At 63.5% G+C, this 22,808-nt stretch carries 21 protein-coding genes; 7 read left to right on the plus strand and 14 right to left on the minus strand.

The window, feature by feature from the left end; all coding sequences use genetic code 11:
* Positions 1-118: 118 nt before the first annotated feature.
* The 3 genes from NKH54_RS01805 to NKH54_RS01815 all read left to right on the plus strand — a co-directional run bounded on the left by NKH54_RS01805 (position 119) and on the right by NKH54_RS01815 (position 3,522).
* Positions 119-1,672 carry a cation:proton antiporter gene (locus tag NKH54_RS01805; protein WP_023695635.1) on the plus strand — a complete coding sequence of 518 codons (1,554 nt, stop codon included), beginning with the start codon at positions 119-121 and terminating at the stop codon, positions 1,670-1,672.
* Positions 1,673-1,760: 88 nt separating this feature from the next.
* Positions 1,761-2,669 (plus strand): endonuclease/exonuclease/phosphatase family protein, encoded by a 909-nt coding sequence (locus tag NKH54_RS01810; RefSeq protein ID WP_023710922.1) that lies wholly within the window; start codon positions 1,761-1,763, stop codon positions 2,667-2,669.
* A 7-nt stretch (positions 2,670-2,676) separates the two neighbouring features.
* Positions 2,677-3,522: an EamA family transporter gene (locus NKH54_RS01815; RefSeq protein ID WP_023710923.1), complete on the plus strand. Its 846-nt coding sequence runs from the start codon at positions 2,677-2,679 to the stop codon at positions 3,520-3,522.
* A gap of 29 nt (positions 3,523-3,551) precedes the next feature.
* Here NKH54_RS01815 and NKH54_RS01820 read toward each other — a convergent pair whose 3' ends face one another.
* The 14 genes from NKH54_RS01820 to NKH54_RS01885 form a co-directional block, all read right to left on the minus strand.
* Complete coding sequence (locus NKH54_RS01820) at positions 3,552-3,785, minus strand: MFS transporter (protein WP_027049806.1); 234 nt, start codon at positions 3,783-3,785, stop codon at positions 3,552-3,554.
* A 236-nt stretch (positions 3,786-4,021) separates the two neighbouring features.
* The gene (locus NKH54_RS01825) at positions 4,022-4,339 is read right to left on the minus strand and encodes a Dabb family protein (protein WP_023825463.1); all 318 of its coding nucleotides are present in this window, start codon (positions 4,337-4,339) and stop codon (positions 4,022-4,024) included.
* A gap of 20 nt (positions 4,340-4,359) precedes the next feature.
* The gene (locus NKH54_RS01830) at positions 4,360-5,988 is read right to left on the minus strand and encodes a GMC family oxidoreductase (RefSeq protein ID WP_027049807.1); all 1,629 of its coding nucleotides are present in this window, start codon (positions 5,986-5,988) and stop codon (positions 4,360-4,362) included.
* Positions 5,989-6,000: 12 nt separating this feature from the next.
* A complete protein-coding gene (locus tag NKH54_RS01835) occupies positions 6,001-6,762 on the minus strand; it encodes a 3-ketoacyl-ACP reductase (RefSeq protein ID WP_023671178.1) in 762 nt (253 codons plus the stop codon).
* Positions 6,759-8,261, minus strand: coding sequence for a GMC oxidoreductase (locus NKH54_RS01840; protein ID WP_023686433.1), 1,503 nt, complete (start codon positions 8,259-8,261; stop codon positions 6,759-6,761). Before NKH54_RS01840 ends, NKH54_RS01835 begins: the two co-directional genes overlap by 4 nt.
* Before the next feature lie 5 nt (positions 8,262-8,266).
* On the minus strand, positions 8,267-9,382 hold the full coding sequence (locus tag NKH54_RS01845; RefSeq protein WP_023671180.1) for an ABC transporter ATP-binding protein: 1,116 nt from the start codon (positions 9,380-9,382) through the stop codon (positions 8,267-8,269).
* A gap of 20 nt (positions 9,383-9,402) precedes the next feature.
* Positions 9,403-10,362, minus strand: coding sequence for a carbohydrate ABC transporter permease (locus NKH54_RS01850; RefSeq protein WP_023671181.1), 960 nt, complete (start codon positions 10,360-10,362; stop codon positions 9,403-9,405).
* Complete coding sequence (locus NKH54_RS01855; protein WP_023671182.1) at positions 10,359-11,309, minus strand: carbohydrate ABC transporter permease; 951 nt, start codon at positions 11,307-11,309, stop codon at positions 10,359-10,361. Before NKH54_RS01855 ends, NKH54_RS01850 begins: the two co-directional genes overlap by 4 nt.
* Positions 11,310-11,562: 253 nt before the next feature.
* Positions 11,563-12,816, minus strand: a complete 1,254-nt coding sequence (locus tag NKH54_RS01860) for an ABC transporter substrate-binding protein (RefSeq protein WP_027049809.1) — start codon at positions 12,814-12,816, stop codon at positions 11,563-11,565.
* 58 nt (positions 12,817-12,874) lie between these two features.
* Entirely contained in the window at positions 12,875-14,386 is a 1,512-nt protein-coding gene (locus tag NKH54_RS01865; RefSeq protein WP_023740947.1) for an aldehyde dehydrogenase family protein, read from the minus strand.
* Positions 14,387-14,397: 11 nt separating this feature from the next.
* The gene (locus NKH54_RS01870; protein ID WP_023828237.1) at positions 14,398-15,174 is read right to left on the minus strand and encodes an enoyl-CoA hydratase/isomerase family protein; all 777 of its coding nucleotides are present in this window, start codon (positions 15,172-15,174) and stop codon (positions 14,398-14,400) included.
* A complete protein-coding gene (locus NKH54_RS01875) occupies positions 15,167-16,768 on the minus strand; it encodes an acyl CoA:acetate/3-ketoacid CoA transferase (RefSeq protein WP_352788521.1) in 1,602 nt (533 codons plus the stop codon). Before NKH54_RS01875 ends, NKH54_RS01870 begins: the two co-directional genes overlap by 8 nt.
* Entirely contained in the window at positions 16,765-17,775 is a 1,011-nt protein-coding gene (locus NKH54_RS01880) for a Gfo/Idh/MocA family protein (protein ID WP_023686430.1), read from the minus strand. Before NKH54_RS01880 ends, NKH54_RS01875 begins: the two co-directional genes overlap by 4 nt.
* The gene (locus tag NKH54_RS01885; RefSeq protein ID WP_023686429.1) at positions 17,772-18,830 is read right to left on the minus strand and encodes a LacI family DNA-binding transcriptional regulator; all 1,059 of its coding nucleotides are present in this window, start codon (positions 18,828-18,830) and stop codon (positions 17,772-17,774) included. Before NKH54_RS01885 ends, NKH54_RS01880 begins: the two co-directional genes overlap by 4 nt.
* 229 nt (positions 18,831-19,059) lie before the next feature.
* On the opposite strand from NKH54_RS01885, the gene NKH54_RS01890 reads away from it, so the two are divergent.
* From NKH54_RS01890 to NKH54_RS01905, 4 genes are all read left to right on the plus strand, one after another.
* The gene (locus tag NKH54_RS01890) at positions 19,060-20,214 is read left to right on the plus strand and encodes a dihydrodipicolinate synthase family protein (protein ID WP_023686428.1); all 1,155 of its coding nucleotides are present in this window, start codon (positions 19,060-19,062) and stop codon (positions 20,212-20,214) included.
* Between the two features lie 104 nt (positions 20,215-20,318).
* The gene (gene gmd, locus NKH54_RS01895; protein ID WP_023686427.1) at positions 20,319-21,389 is read left to right on the plus strand and encodes a GDP-mannose 4,6-dehydratase; all 1,071 of its coding nucleotides are present in this window, start codon (positions 20,319-20,321) and stop codon (positions 21,387-21,389) included.
* Between the two features lie 9 nt (positions 21,390-21,398).
* Positions 21,399-22,367: a GDP-L-fucose synthase gene (gene fcl, locus NKH54_RS01900; protein WP_023686426.1), complete on the plus strand. Its 969-nt coding sequence runs from the start codon at positions 21,399-21,401 to the stop codon at positions 22,365-22,367.
* 81 nt (positions 22,368-22,448) lie between these two features.
* Positions 22,449-22,655 carry a hypothetical protein gene (locus NKH54_RS01905; protein WP_023686425.1) on the plus strand — a complete coding sequence of 69 codons (207 nt, stop codon included), beginning with the start codon at positions 22,449-22,451 and terminating at the stop codon, positions 22,653-22,655.
* Positions 22,656-22,808: the final 153 nt, after the last annotated feature.

Genomic DNA, 22,808 nt, shown 5'->3' on the forward strand with positions numbered 1-22,808 from the left:
CGATTCAAGCTGGCGCGATGAACGGCCGTATCATTGCCGGACCCCGAGTGCTGGATAATCAACAGCATCTTGCCATCCAGCCACTGCCCATGATGCCGCTTCGCCGCTACGATGGGCCATGGCGCTATTCGAACTTACCCTCATCCTGCTTCTGGCTGCCGTCGCGCTGACGGCGCTGTCGCGGCGGCTGGAAATTCCCTATCCGTCCCTGCTGGCTCTGGCCGGCGTCGCGATTGCCTTCGTACCCGGTGCGCCGACGATCGAGATCGATCCGGAGCTGGCGCTTGCCCTGTTCATCGCGCCGGTGCTTCTCGACGCCGCCTATGACACGTCGCTGCGCGACCTCAAGCGCTACCGGCTGTCGCTCGCGCTGCTGGCGCTAGGCGCCGTGGTCTTCACCACCGTGGTGGTTGCCTTGGTCGGCTGGAAGATGGCCGGCCTGCCGATCGCGGCGGCAATCGCGCTCGGCGCCATCGTCGCGCCACCGGATGCGGTGGCCGCATCCGCCGTGCTCAGCCAGTTCAAGGTACCGCACCGCATTACCGCCATCCTGCAGGGCGAGAGCCTGCTCAACGATGCCACGGCGCTGCTGATCTACCGGCTGGCGGTTTCGGCGGCGCTTGGCACGATCATGCTCAGCAACGCCGTTCCGGTGATCCTGCTGGCAACGATCGGCAGTGTGATCGCGGGCTATCTGTTTGGCCGCGTCTCGCTGCTGTCGCTCGGCCGCATCGAGGATGCGGCGAGCAGCACGGTGGTGCAGTTTGCCGGAACCTTCGCCGTGTGGATCATCGCCGACAGGCTGGGCCTTTCCGCCATCATCACCATCGTCGTCTATGCCATGACCATTGCGCGCAGGGCGCCGCGCCAGTCGTCGGCGAGACGCCGCGTCAGCACCTATTCGGTCTGGGAGTCGGCCGTGTTCGTGCTCAACGTGCTGGCTTTCGTGCTGATGGGCCTGCAGGCACGCACGATCGTTGGCAGGCTGGCCGGCGACGGGCAAGGCGAAGCATTCCTTTTCGCCGCAACGGTGCTGGTCGTCGTTATCGTCGCGCGCCTTGTCTGGGTGGCGAGTTACGTCGCGATCATCCGGTGGCTTGCCCGCTTCGGCAGCCAAGAGGCAAGGCGGGAATTGCCGACATTCGGCGGCGCCGTCATTGTCGGCTGGTGCGGCATGCGTGGGTTGGTGACGCTGGTGGTCGCCATTGCGCTGCCGGCCGATTTTCCCGGCCGAGACCCGATCGTGCTTGCCGCCTTCGCGGTGGTGCTGGGCACGCTGGTGCTGCAAGGCATGACGCTGAAGCCGCTGCTGCGCTGGATCAACTTCGACCCCGATAGAACCGTCGACAATGAGGTGGCGCAAGCGCGCGTCGCCATCATGCAGGCAGCACTGGACGTGCTGAGCCGCAAGACATCTGCGGCCGCCGCCGTCGTGCGCGAACAGTATGAAGCGCAGCGCCTGATTGCGGAAAACCCGGAGGACGCTCAGGCCGCGACCGAATACGACCGGCTGCGCCTCTATGCCATCAACCGCCAGCGCGACACGCTCGAGGAGTTGCGCAGCAACGGCACGATCGGCGACGAAGCCTACCACCGGCTGGAGGAAGAGATCGACTGGGCCGAACTGGCGGCATCGCCGGCGGGCCGGTTCCAGCCGCTGACCACATCATAGACGCTGGCCCAGTTCCGCCGTCGTGCCGGTACATTGCAACCCATCTGCCGAACCGCTACTGCCAAAGCGAAATTGAGCCGGATAAGCAATGAAGCTGGTCAGCTACAACATCCAGTACGGGTTCGGCGGCGATGGCCGTTACGATCTTTCGCGCTGCACCAAGCTGGTCGACGGCGCCGATATCATCGCGCTGCAGGAGGTCGAGCGGCATTGGCAGCGCACCAATGAGGACGACCAGCCGGAGGTCCTGTCCAAGCTGCTGCCTAGCTATTACTGGGTCTATGGCCCGGCCTTCGACATGGACGCCAGTGAGCGGCGCGACGGCCGGGTCGTCAACCGCCGCCGCCAGTTCGGCACCATGCTGCTGTCGAAGCTGCCGATCGCCTGGTCGCGGCTGCACGCGCTGCCCATGCGCCGCACGCTCAAGCCGCTCAACACCCGCAATGCGGCGCTCGAATGCATGATCCGCACACCCGCCGGACCGGTAAGGGTCCTGTCGCTGCACCTCGCCCATGTCGCGGCGGAGGAGCGGCTGGAGCAGATCGACTATCTCTTGGCCGAGCATCGCCGCGCGCCGTCCGAGGGCGGCCCGTGGAGCGGCGCGGACGATGAGCCTTCGCGCAACTGGACCAGCGGCGAGGCCGAGCCGGAGAACCCGACAGCTGCGATCTGGATGGGCGATTTCAACATGGAGCCTGGCAGCGCCGAATACAGCCGCATCGTCGGCAGCACGCCCTATCATCGCGGGGCAGCTTATCTCGACGGCTTTGTTGATGCCGCTGCCGTCGCTAGCGAGCCGGCTGCCGATTTCCACACCCATGTGAAAACGATCGACGGGAAAGTGGCAAAACGCCGGCTCGACCATTGCTTCGTCGGCGGTATGTTCGCGGACCGTGTGCGCTCGGTCAGTGCCGATATAGGCGAGATCGCTTCAGACCATTTTCCGGTCCGGATCGATATCGATCTCGAAACGCCTTTGAGCTCAGGAGATCGGTGAGCCCTCGATGACGCTTTTCGTCTTCTTCGCGGTGCTTGCCGCCGCCGCCATGCACGCGATCTGGAACGCGCTGGTCAAGGTCCATCTCGATCGCTTCCTGTCGATCACGCTGATGACACTGGGCATGGGTTTTGCCGCACTGTTCGTGCTGCCCTTCGTCGAGTTTCCAAAGGCCGCGGTATGGCCCTTTATAATCGCCTCGGTGCTCTTTCACATGGGCTACCGGACCTTCCTGATCGGCGCCTACAAGGCCGGCGATTTCGCCCAGACCTATCCGCTGGCGCGCGGCACGGCGCCGCTTTTGACCGCCCTCGGCGGCGTTGTCGTGGTGCAGGAGATGCCGGCGCCTTTCGCCATCCTCGGCATCCTGCTGCTGTCGGCCGGCACGCTGGTGATGTCGTTTCGCGGCGGCGCGCATCTGGAGCGGATCAATGTGCGGGCGGTCGGCTTTGCGCTCGGCACTTCGATCTTCATATCCAGCTACACGCTCTCCGACGGCAGCGGCGCGCGGCTGGCGGCGACGGCGCAGAGCTATGCCGCATGGCTGTTCATCTGCGATGCCACGTGGGCGCTGGTGCTGTGCCTCATCTTTCGCGGGCCCAAGGCGCTGCCCGTGCTGGCGCGTGACTGGAAGGCAGGCCTGTTCACCGGCGTGCTCAGCGGCGCGGCCTACTGGATCGTCATGTGGGCGATGACCAAGGCGCCGATCGCCTCGGTGGCGTCGTTGCGGGAGACGTCGATCCTGTTTGCCATGATGATCTCGGTTTTCGCGCTCGGCGAGAAAATGACAGGCTGGCGCGGCGCCGCCGCGCTCAGCATCGTCGCCGGTGTCGTGGCCCTCAGACTGGGCTGAGAGCCTGATACTTCAGCCGAGCACCGTCATCACCTGTCCGCGCCGTTCCGGACTGAAGCGGATGACGACGATGATGCAGACGGCGACCACGCCGGCAAACAGCGCCAGCGCGTAGCCATGAGATTGGGCGAGAAGGCAGCCAGCGGGCCGATCACCGAATAGCTGACGATGTTGAGCATCAGAATGGGCTTGCGGCCATATTTGTCGGCCAGCCTGCCGAAGAAGAAGGCGCCGATGAAGCGTGTCGCCAGCGTCAGGAACAACGCTTTGGAGACTGCCGGGACGTCAGTGTTGAATCAGGTTGCGATATCGGTGAGCAGGAACGTCAGAAGGAAGAAATCAAAAGCGTCGAGCGTCCAGCCGAGGAAGGAGGCAAGGACGGTTTTCTTCTGCTGCGCGGTGAGAGCCACGACGTTCCTCCTAAACGCCCCCGGGGAACGATATGTTCCTTGGGGCGCAAAAGAGAACAGGCGTCAGCCGGCTTTCGAAAGAAGCGCGGTCACTTTTTCGTAATGTCGAGATCGAACACCATCAGCCCGTCGGTGCCGCCTTCGAGCGCTGCGACCAATCGGGCGCCGGCGCGCTGATGCGCTTCATGCACGAGATAGGCGTCGCGGGCGGCGGCATCGCGGAAGTCGATGGTGAAGGCATGGCTGAAGCCGCGCGCGAACGGCTCCGGGCTGACATTGGTGCTGAAATGGACCGTGTCCATGCCGTCGACAACGGAGCGCAGTGCTTCGAGATCGGCGTGGATTGCCGTGCGCTCGGTGGCGGGCACATCGCTGAGGAAGCGTACGAAGACGCAGTGTCTGATCATTGGTTCGTTCTCCTAAGTGGCTATGCGGCCCGATTGCCGGAGAACACCGCCGGCGGAAGCGGCTCGCGGCCGAGGATGATGTCGGCGCCTTTTTCGCCGACCATGATGGTCGGCGCATTGGTGTTGGAGGAAGGCACGCGCGGCATCACCGAGGCATCGCAGACGCGCAGGCCCTCGATGCCGCGCAGGCGCAGGTCCGGTGTGACCACCGCCATATCGTCATGGCCCATGCGGCAGGTACCCACGGGGTGATGGTCGGTCTTGGCGGTGCGGCAGGCATAGTCGATCAGCTCGTCATCGCTGGCGAGCGATGGTCCGGGCAGCACCTCGCGCAACACGTAAGGTGCAAGCGCCTTCTGCCGCATGATCTCGCGCGCAAGCCTGAGGCCCTTGATCGACATGGCGCGGTCATAAGGGTCCGACCAATAGTTGGGATGGATCAGCGGGTGGTCGGCCGGGTCGGCGCTGCTCAGCCGCACCGTGCCGCGCGAGCGCGGGCGCAGGAAGGCCGAGTTCAAGGTCACGCCGGGGTTCTTCAACCTCTCGACGCCGGCCTCGATGCCGGAGCCCAGTCCCAGATGAAACTGGATGTCGGGCGAGGCGGCGGTCGGATCGGCGTACCAGAAGCCGCCGGTCTCGAACAGGCTGGAGGCGACCGGCCCTTTCTTCAGCAGCAGATACTGCAAGCCGGCCCACGTGGTGCGGTGCAGCTTGGCGTAGTTGTCATAGGTGTGGTCGCCGGTGCATTCGGCGATGACGAACAAATCGAGATGGTCCTGCATGTTGGAGCCGACACCGGGCAGATCATGCACTGGCGTCACGCCGACCGATTTCAGGTGATCAGCCGGGCCGATGCCCGACTGCATCAACAGCTTCGGCGAACCGATGGCGCCGGACGAGACGATCACTTCGCGCTCGGCGCGCATGATGGTCTTCTCGCCGCCGGGTTTGTCGACGATCTCGACGCCGGTGGCGCGGCCTTTCTCGACGACGATGCGGGTGACCAGCACATCGGTTCGGACGGTCAGGTTCTTGCGGGCGCGGATGGGCTTCAAATAGGCGACCGAAGCGGATGAGCGCCGGGCGTCCTTCTGGGTCAGCTGGTAGTAGCCGACGCCTTCCTGGCTAGCGCCGTTGAAATCCGGGTTGAAGGGGATGCCCATCTCTTGGCCGGCGCGGAAATAGGCTTCGCAAATCGGCAGCGGCGAAATAGGGTTCGACACGCCGAGCGGCCCCTGGTCGCCGTGAAAATCGTTGGCGAAGCGCTGGTTGTTCTCGGCGCGCTTGAAATAAGGCAGCACGTCGCGATAGCCCCAGCCCGCGAGGCCCTCTTCCTTCTCCCATGCGTCGTAGTCGCGAGCGTTGCCGCGCGTGTATATCTGGGCATTGATGGACGAGCCGCCGCCGACCACCTTCGCCTGCGTATACCAGAAGACGCGGTCCTGCATGTGCCTCTGCGGCACGGTCGACCAGCCCCAGGAAGCGATGCCCTTGGTCATCTTGGCAAAGCCCGCCGGCATGTGGATGTAGGGGTGCCAGTCCTTGCCGCCGGCCTCGAGCAGCAGCACGGAGTTCGCTGGATCCTCGCTCAGCCGGTTGGCCAGAACGCAGCCGGCCGGGCCGGCACCTACGATGATGTAGTCGGTCATAACCCTATCCACCTACAGTCGAGGCACGGAGAGCGCGCCGTCGACATTGATAATCGAGCCTGTGGAAAAGCCGAGCTTGCCGGCGGCAAGCGTCGCCACCACGGCGCCGATGTCCGATGCTTCGCCCCAGCGTTTTGCCGGCACCAGGCCGCTGTCGATAAGCGCGTCGTATTTGGCTGATACGCTCGCGGTCATGTCGGTGCGAATGATGCCCGGCCGCAGTTCGAACACGCCGATGTTTTCCGGCGCAAGCCGTAGCGCCAGGTTCTTCACCCACATCGAAAGGCCGGCTTTCGAGATGCAGTAGTCGGCGCGTTCCGGCGAGGCCATATCGGCGCTGACCGAGGTGATGGTGATGATCGAGCGCGGATGATTGCTGGGAGCCGCCAGCATCGCCTTGGCGACGGCCTGGCTAAGGAAGACTGTGCCGCGCAAATTGACGTCCAGCGCACGGTCGAAATTCTCGGGCTTCAGCTCCAGCAGATCGCCGCGCACCACGGCGCCGATGCCGGCATTGTTGACGAGGCAGTCGATGCGGCTGAAGGCACGTATGGCGGCGTCGACGAGGGCCGTGTGATCCTCGAGGTTGGCGATATCACAACGGACATAGGCGAACTCCGCACCCCGTGCGGTGATGTTGGCGGCCAGTTCGTCCGGCGCTTGTTCGGCAAGGTCGGCGATCAAAATGTCGAAGCCGTCCCCGGCCAGCGCCTCGGCGCAGGCGAGCCCAATGCCGCGCGCACCGCCGGTGACGATTGCTGCGGGGCGGGTCATGCCGCGAGGTCCGTTCGGCGAATATGCTCGGCCACGCGCAGCGCCTGTGCCGCAATCGACAGCGCCGGATTCACGGCGGCCGAGTTCGGCAAAAAACTGGCGTCGACAACGAACAGGTTCGGGTGGTCGAAGGCGCGGCAGAAAGGGTCGAGCGGCGACGTCGCCGGATGGTCGCCCATTTTCACCGTGCCGCACTGGTGCGAGGGCGTGCGCTTGTCGAAGGGACGCGACAGCACGATGGGATAACCGCAGGCGCGGAAGTTCTCACGCATCACCCTGGTCAGCCCGTCCAGCGACTGCATGTTGGAGCGCCGCCATTGCATGACGATGTCCTTGCCGTCGACCATGATGCGGCTTTCCGGATCGGGTAGATCCTCGCACATCAGATACCAGTCGACGGCGTGACCGGCCATGTAATCGAGCGCGAATTTCGGCACGCGTTTGACGTTGGCCTTCAACATGTTGCCGTCGATCTTGCCGAGCAGCTGGACGTTGCCGAGCGGCTTGCCGCCTTTGCCGTCGGAGAGATAGTAGTCATTCAGCATCAGCGTCTTCTGGTAGACGCTGTCGTTCCTGCGGCGCGGATCGATCGCCAGCATGGCGCTCGAATTATGGTTCATGAAATTGCGGCCGACCTGGTCGGAGCGGTTGGCGAGGCCTTTGCCATCTGGTGAAGGCGAGCGCAGCAGGATGACGGCGGAATTGACCGCGCCGGCGGACAGGATGACAAGCTTCGGCGCGACTTTCTTCATCTCGCCATTCTGACGGTAGTGAACGGCAGCGATGCTTTTGCCGTCGGACGACGCTTCGAGATATTCGACATGGCAGCCGGTTTCGAGTCGGATATTGCTGTCCTTGAGTGCAGCCGTCAGCGGTCCGGTCTGCGCATCAACCTTGCCCTGGGCGGTGTTGGGGAATGCGTCCCAGCCGGTCTTGCCCCCTTTCAGCCAGGTGTCGATGTCGACGCCGAGCGGCAGCGAGGCGGGGTGCAGGCCCAGTCCCTTCAGCTCGGCGCGGGCGCGCGCAATCGGCGCCTCGTCGGGCACCGGCTTGAAGGCATAGGGGATGGAGTGGAACGGTTCGGTCGGGTCCTCGCCGAGTGAACCGCGGACGCGAAACAGCTGCTCGGCTTTCGAATACCAAGGCTCGAATTCATCGTAGGAAAACGGCCATGCCGGCGAGACGCCACCGAAGTGCTCCATGGCGGCGAAATCCTCTTTGCGGTAGCGGATCAGCACCGCGCCATAGAATTTCGAATTGCCGCCGACATAGTAGTAATTGCCGGGGTTGAAGGCCGCACCGCCGGCCTCGCGCCACATCTCCTTCGGACGGTAGTGGCCGTCGACGAAAATGGAGCGCGTGTCGCGGGCATGCGGCGTTGCCGTCAAGGGCTCACCGCGCTCCAGCATCAGGATCGAGGCACCGCTGCCCGCCAGACCGGAGGCGATCGTAGCGCCGCCGATACCGGAGCCGATGATGACGATATCGGGGCTGACCATCTCGATCAGCGGATGCGGTGTTCGGTCGCCGGATCGAAGAACACGGCCTTGGTCAGGTTGAAGGCGAGCGGCGTGCTGGTGCCCGGCTGGATGTTGGCGTCGGCCCGCAACCGCGCCACCACGCCCTTGCCGCCGAGGTTGGTCACCGCGAACGTGTCGGACCCTGCCGGCTCGACCACTTCGATGTGCAGGTCGGCAGTGGCAATGTTGGAGGCGTTGCGTTCCGCACCTTCCGGATCGGTCAGCGCTTCCGGGCGCACGCCGAAGATGATCGGCTTGCCCTGGAATGCCGAAAGACCCGCCGGCGCGTTGGCCATCGGCAGCGTGATCGGCTCGCGCGCCTCGCGCTCCAACACGACGGACAGCGCATTGCCCGACGTGGCAATGGTCGCCGGGATCAGGTTCATCGCTGGCGAACCCATGAAGTCGGCGACGAACAAATTGGTCGGGTTGTTGTAGATCTCGGCCGGGGTGCCGAACTGCTGCACCTCGCCGTCGCGCATGACGGCGATCTTGGTAGCCAGCGTCATCGCCTCGATCTGGTCGTGGGTAACGTAGACGATGGTTGTGCCGGTGGTGGCATGCAGGCGCTTGATCTCGATGCGCATGTCGACGCGCAATTTGGCGTCGAGGTTGGACAAAGGCTCGTCGAACAGGAACAGCTTGGGGTCGCGCACCAGCGCCCGGCCCATGGCGACGCGCTGGCGCTGGCCGCCGGAAAGCTGGCTCGGCTTGCGCTGCAGGAGGTGGCCGATCTGCAGGACCTTGGCCACCTTGTCGATCGCCTTTTGGCGTTCGTCGGCCGGCACGCCGCGCATCTCCATGCCGAAGGAGATGTTTCCGGCCACCGTCATGTTCGGATAGAGCGCATAGCTCTGGAACACCATGGCGATGTCGCGCTTGGATGGGTGCAGATCGTTGATGGCGCGGCCGTCGACGCGGATTTCGCCCTCGGTGATCTGCTCCAGGCCGGCAATCGTGTTGAGCAAGGTGGACTTGCCGCAGCCGGACGGGCCGACCAGCACCAGGAAGCCGCCCTTTTCGAGCTCGACATCGATGCCCTTCAGGATCTCGACATTCCCGAAGCGCTTCTTCAGCCCATCAATTTCCAGAAAAGCCATGGTCGTTCCTTCCGAATTGATCAGCCCTTGACCGCGCCAGCCATCAGCCCGCGCACGAAATAGCGGCCGGCGACGACATAGACGATCAGAGTGGGCAGAGCCGCGATCATCGCGGCCGCCATGTTGACGTTGTATTCGACGACGCCGGTCGAGGTGTTGACGACGTTGTTGAGCGCCACCGTCATCGGCATGGAGTCGCCTGTGCCGGCGTAAGCCGAAGCGAACAGGAAGTCGTTCCAGATGTTGGTGAACTGGTAGATGACGGTGACGACGAAGATCGGCATCGAGTTCGGCAGCATGATGCGGCGGAAGATCTGGAAGAAGGAGGCGCCGTCGACCTGCGCCGCCTTGATCAGTTCGTTCGGGAACGCCTCGTAATAGTTGCGGAAAAACAGCGTGGTGAAGCCGATGCCGTAGACGACATGGACGAAGACCAGGTTGACCGTCGGATTGCCGAGACCGAAACTCGTACCCGTCGCATTCTGCAGCTTCACGCCGAAACGTCCCAAGCTGCCGAGAATGGTCGCCATCGGCAGCAGCACCGACTGGAACGGAATGAAGCAGGCAAACAGCATCAGCCCGAACACCAGCGTGGCGCCGCGAAAACGCCATTTGGTCAAGACGTAGCCGTTGAGCGCGCCGAGCATGGTCGAGATCAGTACGGCTGGAACCACCATCTTGATCGAGTTCCAGAAATAGCCCTTGATGCCGGCGCAGGTGAGGCCGACGCAGGTCTCGCCCCAGGCCTTCAGCCACGGGTCGAAGGTCGGCGCCGTGGGCAACGCCAGCATGTTGCCGTTCTGGATCTCGTCCATGGTCTTGAACGAGGTCACCAGCATGACGAACAGCGGCATCAGATAAAACAGCGCAAACAGCGCCAGAAGCCCGTAAATGACGATGCGGTTGAGGGTCTTGGTGCTCATGCCGCCGGAGGCCTTTTGGGAAGCAGCGGGGCGGGCAGGGGTGGCGACAGCGCTCATCGCGGCTTCTCCCGCAGTTCGGAATAGAGATAGGGCACGATGATGGCGACGATGGTCATCAGCATGATCACGGCACTGGCCGAGCCGACGGCCATTTCGTTGCGCTTGAAGGTGTACTCATACATGAAGTTGGACGGCAGCCAGGCCGAGCCACCGGGGCCGCCGCTGGTCAGCGCCACGACGAGATCGTAGGACTTGATGGCAAGGTGCGCGAGCACGATGAAGGCCGACAGGAAGATTGGCCGCAGCAGCGGAATGACGATGCGGCGGTAGAGCTGAAAGGTGGTGGCACCGTCGATCTGCGCCGCCTTCATGATCTCGCCGTCAATGCCACGCAGGCCGGCCAGGAACATCGCCATGATGAAGCCGGAGGCCTGCCAGACGCCGGCAATGACCACCGTGTAGATGACGAAATCCTTGTTCTTGATCCAGTCGAAATGGAAGCTCGTCCAGCCCCACTGATGCAAGGTCTGCTCAAGACCGAGGCCGGGGTCGAGGAACCATTTCCAGGCGACGCCGGTGACGATGAAGGACAGCGCCATCGGGTAGAGATAGATCGGCCGCAACACGCCTTCGCCGCGAATCTTCTGGTCGAGCAGGATGGCCAGGAACAGGCCGAGCGCCAGGCAGATGGCGATGTAGAGAAAGCCAAAAATGCCCATATTGACGATCGACGTGTACCAGCTCGATGGCGGGTCGGAGTCGAACGTCCAGCCCCACAGCCGTAGATACGCGCGTGGTCCGGTAATGACATAGGACGGGAAGGTCTTGGAATTAGTGAAGGACAGATAGACAGTCCACAGGATAAAGCCATAGACGAAGACGATGGTGATGGCGAAGCTCGGCGCCAGCACGATCTTCGGCAGCGCGTCCTGCAATCGCGCGCGCACGGAGGGGCGAGACCGCTCGGGTGTCAGCTTGATCTGGGTCGTCGCTACACTGCTCATGAGGCTCCTCCCGTTAGGGTCGTCCGTGCTCTGCCGTCAGGAGGCAAGGCGGCCCCGTGCATACGGGTCTCTGGTCGGCATGGTGTTCAAGAGGGTTTCACCGTTTCACGGAAACGGCGAACCTCTCTAACTCTTTCTTTTACGCAATTCCGGCCGGAAAACCGCTCACACTTTTCCTGGAATTGCGCCAGCCGGCCAATCCTGAGGCGAACCTTCCCCGCCGAAGCGGGAAAGGTGTCTTGCCGGCCAGGGCTTACTTGGCGTCGTCGATTGCCTTGACCAGTTCGGTCACGGCTTCGTCCGAGGTCTTGATCTGACCGTGGACGAACTTCGAAACGACGTCCTTGTAGGCATTGGCGACCGCCGGAGGCGCGCCATAGCCCTGGGCAAGCGAGCCGAACAGTGTGCCGCCTTCGTTGGCAGCCTTCAGGTCGGCGATGCCCTTCTTGCCGCACGCGTCGAAGTCGGTGTCCGGAACGTCGGTACGGGCGGGAACCGAACCCTTGACGACGTTGAAGGCCGACTGGAAGCTCTTCGACAGGGTGGCGGTGGCCAACGCGACCTGGGCGGCCTTGCGGTCGTCCGGAACGTTGAACATGCCGAACATGTCGGAGTTGTAGACCACCGAGCCTTCCGTGCCCGGGAAGCGATAGCACAGGAAGTCGGTGCCCGGCGTTTTCTTGGCGGCGTTGAACTCGCCCTTGGCCCAGTCACCCATCACCTGCACCAGGGCATCGCCCTTGATGACCATGGCGGTGGCAAGGTTCCAGTCGCGGCCCGAGAAGTTCGGGTCGACATAGGTGACGAGCTTGGCGAGGTTGTCGAACGACTTCTTCATCGTGTCCGACTTGAGGGACTCGTCGTCGAGGTCGTTGAAGGCCTTCTTGTAGAACTCAGGTCCGCCGGTCGACAGCACAACCGAGTCGAACATGGTGGCTTCCTGCCAGTTCTGGCCGCCAAGGGCGAGCGGAATAACGCCAGCCGCCTTGGCTTTGTCGAGCAGGGCGACGAAGTCGTCGAAGGTCTTTGGCTCGGTGCCGCCGATCTTGTCCATCACCGCCTTGTTGATCCACAGCCAGTTGACGGAGTGGACGTTGACTGGAGCAGCGACCCACTTGCCATCATAGACGGAGAACTTCTGCAGGGCTGCCGGAACCGACTTGTCCCAGCCTTCCTTCTTCGCCGTCTCGGTCAGGTCGCCCATGACGCCGGCCGCCGCATAGTCGAGCACGGTGTAGCCGAGCATCTGCGACGCGGTCGGGTAATTGCCGGCCGCGACCATCGCCTTCAGCGCAGTCATGGCGGCGTCGCCGCCACCACCGGCCACCGGCACGTCCTTCCAGGCATAGCCTTCCTTGGCAAGGTCGCCCTTGAGGACGTTGAGAGCAGCCGCTTCGCCGCCCGACGTCCACCAATGCAGCATCTGCACTTCCTTGACGTCTTCGGCATGGGCCGAGAAAGCAAAGGCCGTCGCCAGAGCCGTTCCGATAAGCAGTTTGCGCAACATGTTCTACCTCCCTTGTTGCATTACACGACCGGTGGAAGCCCACCGGGTTCTTCCAAACTCAGCCGACCCACCAACCGGTGCGCTGGCCGCGATGAAACTGGATTGTCTTTTCCTCGGTATAATCCTCGACAGCGCGTTTGCCGAGTTCGCGTCCGATGCCGGACTGCTTGTAGCCCCCGAATGGCAACTCGGGAAAGCCTTCCATGAATGTGTTCACCCAAACGGTCCCCGAACGCACACCACGCGCCACCGACATACAAGTGTCGATTCTGGCGCTCCACACCCCTGCAGACAGACCATAGGGCGTGTTGTTGGCGATGTGCAACGCCTTTTCAATCGATCCAAAAGTCAGCACGGAGAGCACCGGGCCAAACACTTCCTCGCGCGCAATAGCCATGTCTTCGGTAACGCCGCGAATGATGGTCGGATCGAGGTACTGGCCGGCATTGGACGCCAATTGGCCGCCACCGCTATAGACATTGCTGCCGTCTTTTGCTGCTGCCGCAACGTAATCTGCGACCTTGGTCAGATGGTCGGCTGATATCATCGCGCCAACCTTGGTTCGGTCGTCGAGTGGGTCGCCGACCGTTACCTTGGCGGTCAGGGCCTTGACAGTGGCGAGGAAATCGTCGGCGATGGCTTCATGCACGATCAGCCGACTGCCGGCATTGCAGCATTCGCCGGCGTTGAAGAAGCCGCCGAACACTGCTGCGTCAGCGGCCGCCTCGAGATCGGCATCGGGGAAGACGATCTGGCCGTTCTTGCCGCCGAGCTCCATCGAGACTTTCTTCAGCGACTGCGCGGCAGAAGCCATGGTCATCTTGCCGACGCGGGTAGAGCCGGTGAACGACACCATCTCGACCAGCGGATGGCTGACCATCGGCCCCCCGACATCGGCGCCGAGGCCGGCCAGGATGTTGACGACGCCGGCGGGCAGGCCGGCCTGCATCAGGATGTCGCCGAGCACGAAGGTCGAGGCCGAGGTCATTTCGCTCGGCTTGACCACCGCGGTGCAGCCGGCGGCGAGCGCGAAGGGCAGTTTCTGGCTGACGATCAAGAACGGGAAATTCCACGGGGTGATGATCGAGACGACGCCGATCGGCTCGCGCAGCACCACGCCCAGCATGGCGTCGCCGAGATTGGCGTAACTCTCGCCGTGCAGCGTGCGGGCGAGCGAGGCGGCATAGCGCCAGATGTCGACGGCGCCGCCGATCTCGCCGCGCGCCTGGGCGATCGGCTTGCCGGATTCCAGCGCATCGAGGCGGGCGATGTCTTCGAGCTGGGCCTCGATCAGGTCAGCCGTCTTGAGCAGGATCGCGGCGCGCTCGGCCGCCTTCGTGCGCGGCCACGGGCCGGTCTCGAATGCCTTGTGCGCGGCCTGCATGGCCGCCTCCACCTCGGCCTCGCCGGCCTGCGCATAGCGCGAAACGGTGAAGCCATGGCCGGGGCTGTTGCGCGCAATCGTGCGGCCGTCACGGGCATCGACATGCTTGCCGTCGATCAGGAGCTTGTAAGCCTTCGGCGCCTTGGACGCCTCGGCTGGCATCGAAATGTTGAGCGGTGCGTTCATCATGCTTTTCTCTAGGATCTCGAAAAGGCCGGCTTCTGCTTGGCCTTGAAGGCGCTCACGCCGGCTTTGAGGTCGCCGGTCAGCGCAACGAAGCCGCTGGCGAGCGCCTCGGTGGCGGCCGCACTTTCCTCGCCTTCGGCGACTGCGATCATCAGCTTGGCGGCTTCGGTTGCGAGCGGCCCGCGCCCGGCGATTTTTTCGGCCCAAGTCCTGGCCTCTGCCAGCGCCTGGCCGGTCTCGACCACGCGGTCAACGACGCCGAGTGCAAGCGCGTCGGAGGCGGCAAAGAGCTCGCCGCCGAGCGCCATGCGGCGCACGATCTGGGCCCCAAAGCGGCGCACGGCGCGCTGCGTGCCGGACCAACCGGGGACGACGCCGATCGATGTCTCGGGAAAGCCGAGCTTCACCTGCGTTTCGGCGACACGGAAGTCGCAGGCGACTGCCAGCTCCAGCCCGCCACCCAACGCATGGCCGGAAAGCACCGCGATGGTCGGCTGCCGCAGCCGCGCCAGTCGGTCGAAGACGCGGTGGCCGTAGCGCACCCATTGCACCTGAAAGTCGGCAGCGCTCATCTCGCCCCAGGCCTCGACATCGCCGCCGGCGCAAAAGCCCTTGCCTTCGCCGCGGATCAGCGCGACGCGCACGCCTTCAGCCATTTCGGCTTCGTCGAGCGCTGTCTCGAGCGCGCGCAGCATTGGAATGTCCAGCGCGTTGAACTTCTCCGGCCGGCGCAGCGTGACGATACCGATGGCGCCGTCCTGCTCGAAGGTGACGAGGCGCTCAGCCATGCGCGCCTCCGAGAGAAGCGCCGCCATTCAGCGATAGGCCGATCGGCCGATCCTGGTACAGCGCCGCCGGTGTCACCTTGAGGTCGTTGGCGACGCCGAGCGGTGTTTCGGACTGCGCCAGCACATCGCGTTCGAGGTCGATGCCAGGCGCCAGTTCCGTCACCATCAGACCGTCCGGCGTCAGCTTCATCACGCAGCGCTCGGTGACGTAGGTGATGTCCTGGCCTTGTGCGACGGCGCGCTTGCCGGAGAAGGAGATGTGCTCGACCTCGTTGACCACCTTCTTCACCTTGCCTTCTGCATCGATGCGAATGCCGCCATCGGCGAGCGACAGTTTTGCGCCGGCATTGAAGAAGCCGGAGAAGACGATCTTTTTCGCCCGTGCCGTGATGTCGACAAAGCCGCCGGCCCCGGCGGTGACATGTGGCCGGGCCGAGAGTTTCGACACGTTGACGGAGCCATGGCGGTCGATCTGCAAGAAGGAGAGCAGCGAGGCATCGAAGCCGCCGGCCTGGAAATAGATGAACTGGTGCGGCGAGGGCATGATCGCCTCGGCATTGGAAGCGCAGCCGAACTTGAAGTCGAGCAGCGGCACGCCGCCGACGGCGCCCTGCTCGATCACCCAGGTGACTTTGCGGTGCTGGTCTTCCTCGAGAAGGATACGCGGCACGTTTGCCGAGATGCCGAAGCCGATATTGACCGCCATGCCGTCGCGCAATTCCATGGCGACGCGGCGCGCGATTACTTTCTGGACGTTCATCTCAGCGTTGCGGAAGCTGGACAACGGCCGGAAGATCTCGCCCGAAATCGCCGGGTCGTAAGGCGTCAACGTCGTCTGCAACTGGTCCGGCGCCACCACGATGTGGTCTACCAGCACGCCGGGCACGCGCACGTCATGCGGCTTCAGCGTGCCGTTCTCGACGACGCGCTTGACCTGCGCAATGACGATGCCGCCATTGTTGCGCGCGGCGAGCGCCTGTTCGAGGCCGCCCAAATAGGCGCCTTCATGCTCGTAAGTGAGGTTGCCGCGCTCGTCGGCGGTGGTGGCGCGGATGATCGAAACGTTGGGCACGATCGAGCGGAAATAGAGCCATTCCTCGCCGTCGAACTGCTGCACCGAGACGATCGGCTCGCTTGCAGCCTCATTCATGGCGCAGCCCTGGTGGCGCGGGTCGGCAAAAGTGTCGAGGCCGACCTTGGTCAGCACGCCCGGCCGCTTGGCGGCGGCCTCGCGGTGCATGTCGAAAAGGATGCCGGAGGGCACGTTGTAGGCGGCGACCGAATTGTCGCCGATCATCTTCCATATCTGCGGCGGCTCGGACGAGGAGGGGCCTGAGGGATAGGAGCCGCAGAGCGTGCGCTTCAACAAGCCGGGCTTGGCCAGATGGTCGATGCCCTTGATGCCATACATGTCGCCGGCGGCGATCGGATGCAGCGTGGTGATGTCTTTCGGATGGCCTTCGGCGTCGAAGCGCTCGCCGATGGCAGCCAGGACGGCGTCAGGGCAGCCAAGGCCGCTCGACGACGAGACGGAGACGGTCATGCCGTCCTTGATGAGGCTTGCTGCTTCAGCGGCGGAGACGAGCTTGCTCACACAACACCTTTCGGATCGATAGTGACGGCCTTGCCGGACTTTGCCGACTGCAACGCTGCTTCGGCTGAGGCCAGCGACCAGACGCCGTCCTCGCCGGTGGCGGAGGGCTGGCCTTCTCCACGCATGGCGGCATGGAACTGGCGCAGCGACCTGGCGTAGAGGTCTTCTCGGTCGAAGCTCAGTTCCTCCTCGCCTTTGGCGGTGCGTAGCAGCACCGAGCCGACTGGCTTCTGCGTCATCACATTTTTTGCGATCAGCGAACCTTCGGAACCATGCACCTCAAAGCCGGTATCGGCGAACTTGGTTGTGAAGCCTTCATGCGACTGGGCGATGATGCCCGACCCGAAGCGCCAGATGCACATGGCGCCGTCTTCCAGCCCGCTGCTGGCCATGCCGGCCAACTGGGTGAAGGCCGAAATCTCGACCGGGTCGTCGCCGAGCACGAAGCGCAGCGTGTCGGCATCATGCACGGTGATGTCGAGCACCACGCCGCCGCCGGCCTCAGGCTTGGTAATGCGCCAGCCCTGCAGGTTTTCCGGCAAATAGACGGAATGGAAGACGCGCGCGGCAATCGGCTTGCCGATATGGCCGGCTGATATGGCGTCGCGCATGGCGCGGTGGGCGCCGGCATTGCGCAGATGATGATTGGTGCCAAGCACGACACCGGCTTCCTTGGCGGCGGCGACCATTGTGCGCGCGTCGGCGCTGTTCAGCGCCAGCGGCTTTTCGCACAGAACATGCTTTCCCGCCTTGATCGCAGCCAATGCCTGTTCGAGATGCAGTTCATTGGTGGTCGAGATGTAGACGGCGTCGATTTCGGCGCCGAGCAGGTCGTCCAGCCTCGAGACGGCAAGCGGAATATTCTGTTCCGCGGCATAAGTCTTGGCGCGCTGCGGACTGGAGCTCATCACCGCCGCGATCTCGCCACCCTCTTGCGCGCGGATGGCGTTGATCATGAACTGTTTGGCGATCGTGCTGGCGCCGATCAGTCCCCATTTGACGCTCATGCCGCGTCTCCCATTCCTGCTGATGTGTCCTGGGCGCCGCGATCGGGACCGCAGCTGTCCCTGACGACCAGATTGACGGCGCCGATATGGTCCTCGGCATGCGTGATGCGCGACTGGATCATCTTCAGCATGACGTGAGCGGCGCGTTCACCGAGGCCGGGTGTGTCCACCGAGACGCTGGTCAGCGCCGGCATATAATGCTCGGCTTCGACCACGTCGTCGAAGCCGACGACAGCAAAGTCCGCGCCGGGCTCCAGCCCGCGCTTGCGCAGCGCCAGCATGACGCCGAAGGCGACGGCATCGTTGAAGCACAGTGCCGCCGTCGGCGGCTCGGCCATGGCAAGGGCGGTTTCCAGGCACGCGATGCCGCCCCTGCGGCTGGTCTCGCCTTCGACGACAAGCACGTCGCGCCTGGCAATGCCCAATGTTTGGCAAGCTTCACGAAAACCGCCCAGGCGCTCCTGATAGACGACCAGGTCGGAGGTGCCGCCGAAGAAGGCCAGCCGGCGATGGCCCTTGCCGATCAGATGGGCGGCGGCGAGATACGCGCCGCGATGGTTGTCAGGAGCGATCACCGGGATGCGGCTGTCCGGCAGGCGGCGCATGGCGAAGACGACCGGCACGCCCGCCATCTCGAGGCGACGGAAGGCGCCCGGCGTGGTGCCGCGTGCCGGTGACACGATCAGGCCTGCGACGCCCTGTTCCATCAGCGATTTCAGCACTTCTTCCTGGCGCACCGGGTTCTCCGCCGTGTTGGCGATGAAGGGCACGATGCCGGCCGACTGGAAGACGCGCTCCATGCCGACCGCCAGCTCGGCGAAAAAGGGGTTGGTGAGATCGTTGATGACCATGCCGATGACGTTGGAATGGGCTTTGCGCAGATTGGCGGCGCCGCGGTTGTAGACATAGCCGACATCCTCGATCGCCTTGCGAACCTTGACCGCGGTTTCAGGCCGGATCAGCCCTGAGCCTTGCAGCACAAGCGACACCGTCGATTTGGACACACCAGCCTCGCGGGCGATGTCCAGGATCGTTGCCTTGGCCCGGCTGGCCATGTCGGTGGTTTCCTCCGCTTAAATGGGCAAATCTATTGGAACGTTCTAATCACTCTGCCAACCGAGAGTCAATCGGGATTCTTGCGGAGATCGAAAAGGTGATGAATGTGGTTCGTAGCAAGGACTCTTAGCCTTCTTCGGCATTTGGACCGGTTCAATCGCCGCAATCATAAAGGTTCTTGATTTATTGGAACGTTCCATTTATAGGATGCCGAAAACGGAGGTTGCCATGGATATCACCCTGCCTACGCAGAATGGCGGCCGCGTCAGCTACAAGCTGGCGGGCAGTCCGGTCGAGCCCGTAATCGGTGCGGTTTTCCCGCGTATCGCCTATGCCGCGGCCCATGTCGTCGCCGATCCTTTCGCGATGACCGACCCCTGGTCGAAGCCTGCGGTCGATTGGGACAAGACGATGGCGTTTCGGCATCATTTGTGGCGGCTTGGCTTCCGCATCGCCGAGGCGATGGACACCTCCCAGCGCGGCATGGGTTTCGACTGGGCGAATGCGCAGGAATTGATCCGCCGCTCGATCGCCGAGGCGCGCAGCGTCGAAGGCGCAGACCTCGCCTCGGGCGCGGGCACCGATCATCTGGCGCCGGCCGCTGCCAGAACGCTCGACGATGTGATCGCCGCCTATGAGGAGCAGTTCACCTTCATCGAAGGCGAGGGCGGCAAGGCGATCATGATGGCCAGCCGGTCGCTGGCGACGGTCGCAAAAGATCCGGACGACTATATCAGGGTCTACGATCGCATCCTCAGCCAGGCATCCGGCAAGGTCATCCTGCACTGGCTGGGCGACATGTTCGATCCGGCGTTGCAGGGATATTGGGGCAGTGGGAATTTCGAGGCTGCGCTCGACACCGTCGTCGCCATCATCGAGCGCCATGCTAATAAGGTCGAGGGGATAAAGATATCGCTGCTCGATGCCGGCAAGGAAGTTGCCTTGCGCAACCGGCTGCCGGAAGGCGTCGTCATGTTCACTGGCGACGATTTCAACTATCCCGAACTGATTGCCGGCGACGGGAAGCGGCACTCGCACGCTTTGCTCGGCATATTCGATGCCATCGCGCCGGTCGCCAGTGCGGCGCTGGCGAAACTGGCTGAGGGCGACCGCGCCGGCTATGACGCGCTGATGGCGCCGACAGTGCCGTTGTCGCGCAAGATCTTCGAGGCGCCGACGGAGTATTACAAGGCCGGCATCGTCTTCATGGCCTGGCTCAACGGCCATCAGGACCATTTCGCCATGGTCGGCGGCATGCAGTCGGCGCGCGGCATCCTGCACTATGCCGACATCTTCCGCCTTGCCGACCAGGCAGGGTTGCTCGCCGATCCCGAGCTTGCGCTGGCCAGGATGAAGCATTTCTGCGCGGTTGCAGGTGCCTGAGAACGACACAATCGCTGGCTGAAACCTGTCTCCCGTATGGGGGATTTGCGTTCTCGCGCCAAATCTGTATTCGGTTGCCGGGATTGGATGCGGACGGAGCGGCAATGACGGAAAAAGTGGCGCTCATCACCGGGGTTACCGGGCAGGACGGGGCCTATCTCGCAGAATTGCTTCTGCAGAAGGGCTATATTGTCCATGGCGTCAAACGCCGCTCGTCCTCGTTCAACACCGAGCGCGTTGACGACATCTATGTCGATCCGCACGAGCGCGGTGCGCGTTTCTTCCTGCATTATGGCGACCTGACCGACGCGACCAACCTTATTCGCCTGGTGCAGGAGACACAGCCCGGCGAGATCTACAATCTCGGCGCCCAGAGTCATGTCCAGGTGAGTTTCGAGACGCCGGAATACACCGGCAATGCCGATGCGCTGGGAACACTCAGGCTGCTCGAGGCGATCCGCATCCTGCGCCTGGAGAAGTCGGTGCGCTTCTATCAGGCATCGACGTCGGAGCTTTACGGCAAGGCGCGCGAGGTCCCGCAAAGCGAGGCGACGCCCTTCCATCCGCGCTCGCCCTATGCCGCGGCCAAGCTTTACGCCTACTGGATCACGGTCAACTACCGCGAGGCTTACGGCATGTTCGCCGCCAACGGAATCCTGTTCAACCACGAAAGCCCGACACGCGGCGAAACCTTCGTCACCCGCAAGATCACGCGGGCCGTCGCCTCGATCCATCACGGCCTTCAGGCCACGCTCTATCTCGGCAATCTCGACGCCAAGCGTGACTGGGGCCATGCGCGCGATTATGTGGAGGGCATGTGGCGCATTCTGCAGCACAGTGAAGCCGACGATTTCGTGCTGGCGACCGGTGAGGCGCATTCGGTGCGCGAATTCGTCGAACTGGCTTTTGCCGAGACCGGACGCACCATCCGCTGGCAAGGCGAGGGTGTCGATGAAGTCGGTGTCGATGCCGGTTCGGGCACTGTCCTGGTGCGCATCGATCCGCGCTATTTCCGGCCGACCGAGGTCGACCTGCTGCTCGGCGACCCCGCCAAGGCCAAAGCCAGGCTGGGGTGGTCGCACACGACCGGCTTCAGGGATCTGGTGGCGGAAATGGTGCAGGCCGATCTGGCGCGCACCGCCGGCGGCACGCGGCAGAACAGCCGTTCTGCGTGAGGCAGGTTCATGGACGCGACATTTGATCTGAAAGGCAAGCGTGTCTTCGTCGCCGGGCATCGCGGCATGGTCGGTTCGGCCGTCGTGCGCCGGCTGGCGAGCGAGGACTGCGAGATACTCACCGTATCGCGCGACGGGCTCGACCTGCTTGACCAGGCAGGGGTGCGGCGCTGGATGGCCGAGCACAGGCCGGATGCGGTGGTGATGGCGGCCGCCAAAGTCGGCGGTATCCTGGCCAATGACCGGTTCCCTGTCGATTTCCTGCAGCAAAACCTGGTTATGCAGGGCAATGTCATTGACGGCGCCTTTCGCAGCGAGGTCGGCAAGCTTTTGTTTCTCGGCTCGTCCTGCATCTATCCAAAGCTCGCGCCGCAGCCGATCAGGGAAGACGCCCTGCTGACCGGTCCGCTCGAACCCACCAATGAATGGTATGCGATCGCCAAGATCGCCGGGCTCAAACTGTGCCAGGCCTATCGGCGCCAGCATGGCGTCGACTACATCTCGGCGATGCCGGCCAACCTTTACGGTCCTGGCGACAATTTCGATCTCCAGTCCAGCCATGTCGTGCCGGCCCTGATGCGAAAGGCGCATGCGCTGGCGCTGAGCGGCGGCAACAGCCTCGAGGTCTGGGGCTCGGGCACGCCACGGCGTGAATTCCTGCATGTCGACGACGCCGCCGATGCCTTGGTCTGGCTGTTGAAGAATTATGCCGGCGACAGCCACGTCAATGTCGGTTCGGGCGAGGATGTCACCATTGCCGAGCTTGCCCAGACCGTCGCATCGGTCGCCGGCGTCGAGGCTGATATCGCCTTCGATACGACCAAGCCAGATGGCACGCCGCGCAAGTTGATGGATGTTTCGCGGCTGTTTGCGACTGGATGGCGCCCGCGCTACGCGCTTCGCGGCGGATTGGAACAGACATATGCGTGGTTTCTCAACCATATTGGGAAGGGTGGTGTCCGCCTCGGCGCGGCCTGATTCCAATTTTCCTTGAACCATTTCGCTGCCGCTGGCGACCAAGCGGTGTGTAGCAAACACGGTCCATCAAGGAGAACGTCAATGTTTATCACTTCAAGAAACGTCTTTCTCGCCGCCATCGCAGTTTCGGTGCTGGCAGGGTGTCAGACGGCACCGCCGAGGGAATGCGAGAAGACCAAGCCCGGTGTCACCTACAACGGCAAATGCTGCGGCATCGGCACACCGTGCCGTGAAGGCAACAACACCCCTCATGACAAGCCCGACAGGCCCGATCCGCGGCCACAGTGATCCGCGAGCCAGAAACGTCCCGGCACGTGCCGGGACGTTTCGTCCCCCGACAGGGTGGATTTACGGATCGGAAGGCCGCTACCCGGTTCCTTGCTGGCCGGCATTTTAATACGAAACGGGACGGCGGGGCAGTAGACGATGCGGTCGCGCAGA

This window comes from Mesorhizobium sp. M1004 (genome assembly GCF_040318795.1).
In the GTDB taxonomy this organism is placed as follows: Bacteria; Pseudomonadota; Alphaproteobacteria; order Rhizobiales; family Rhizobiaceae; genus Mesorhizobium.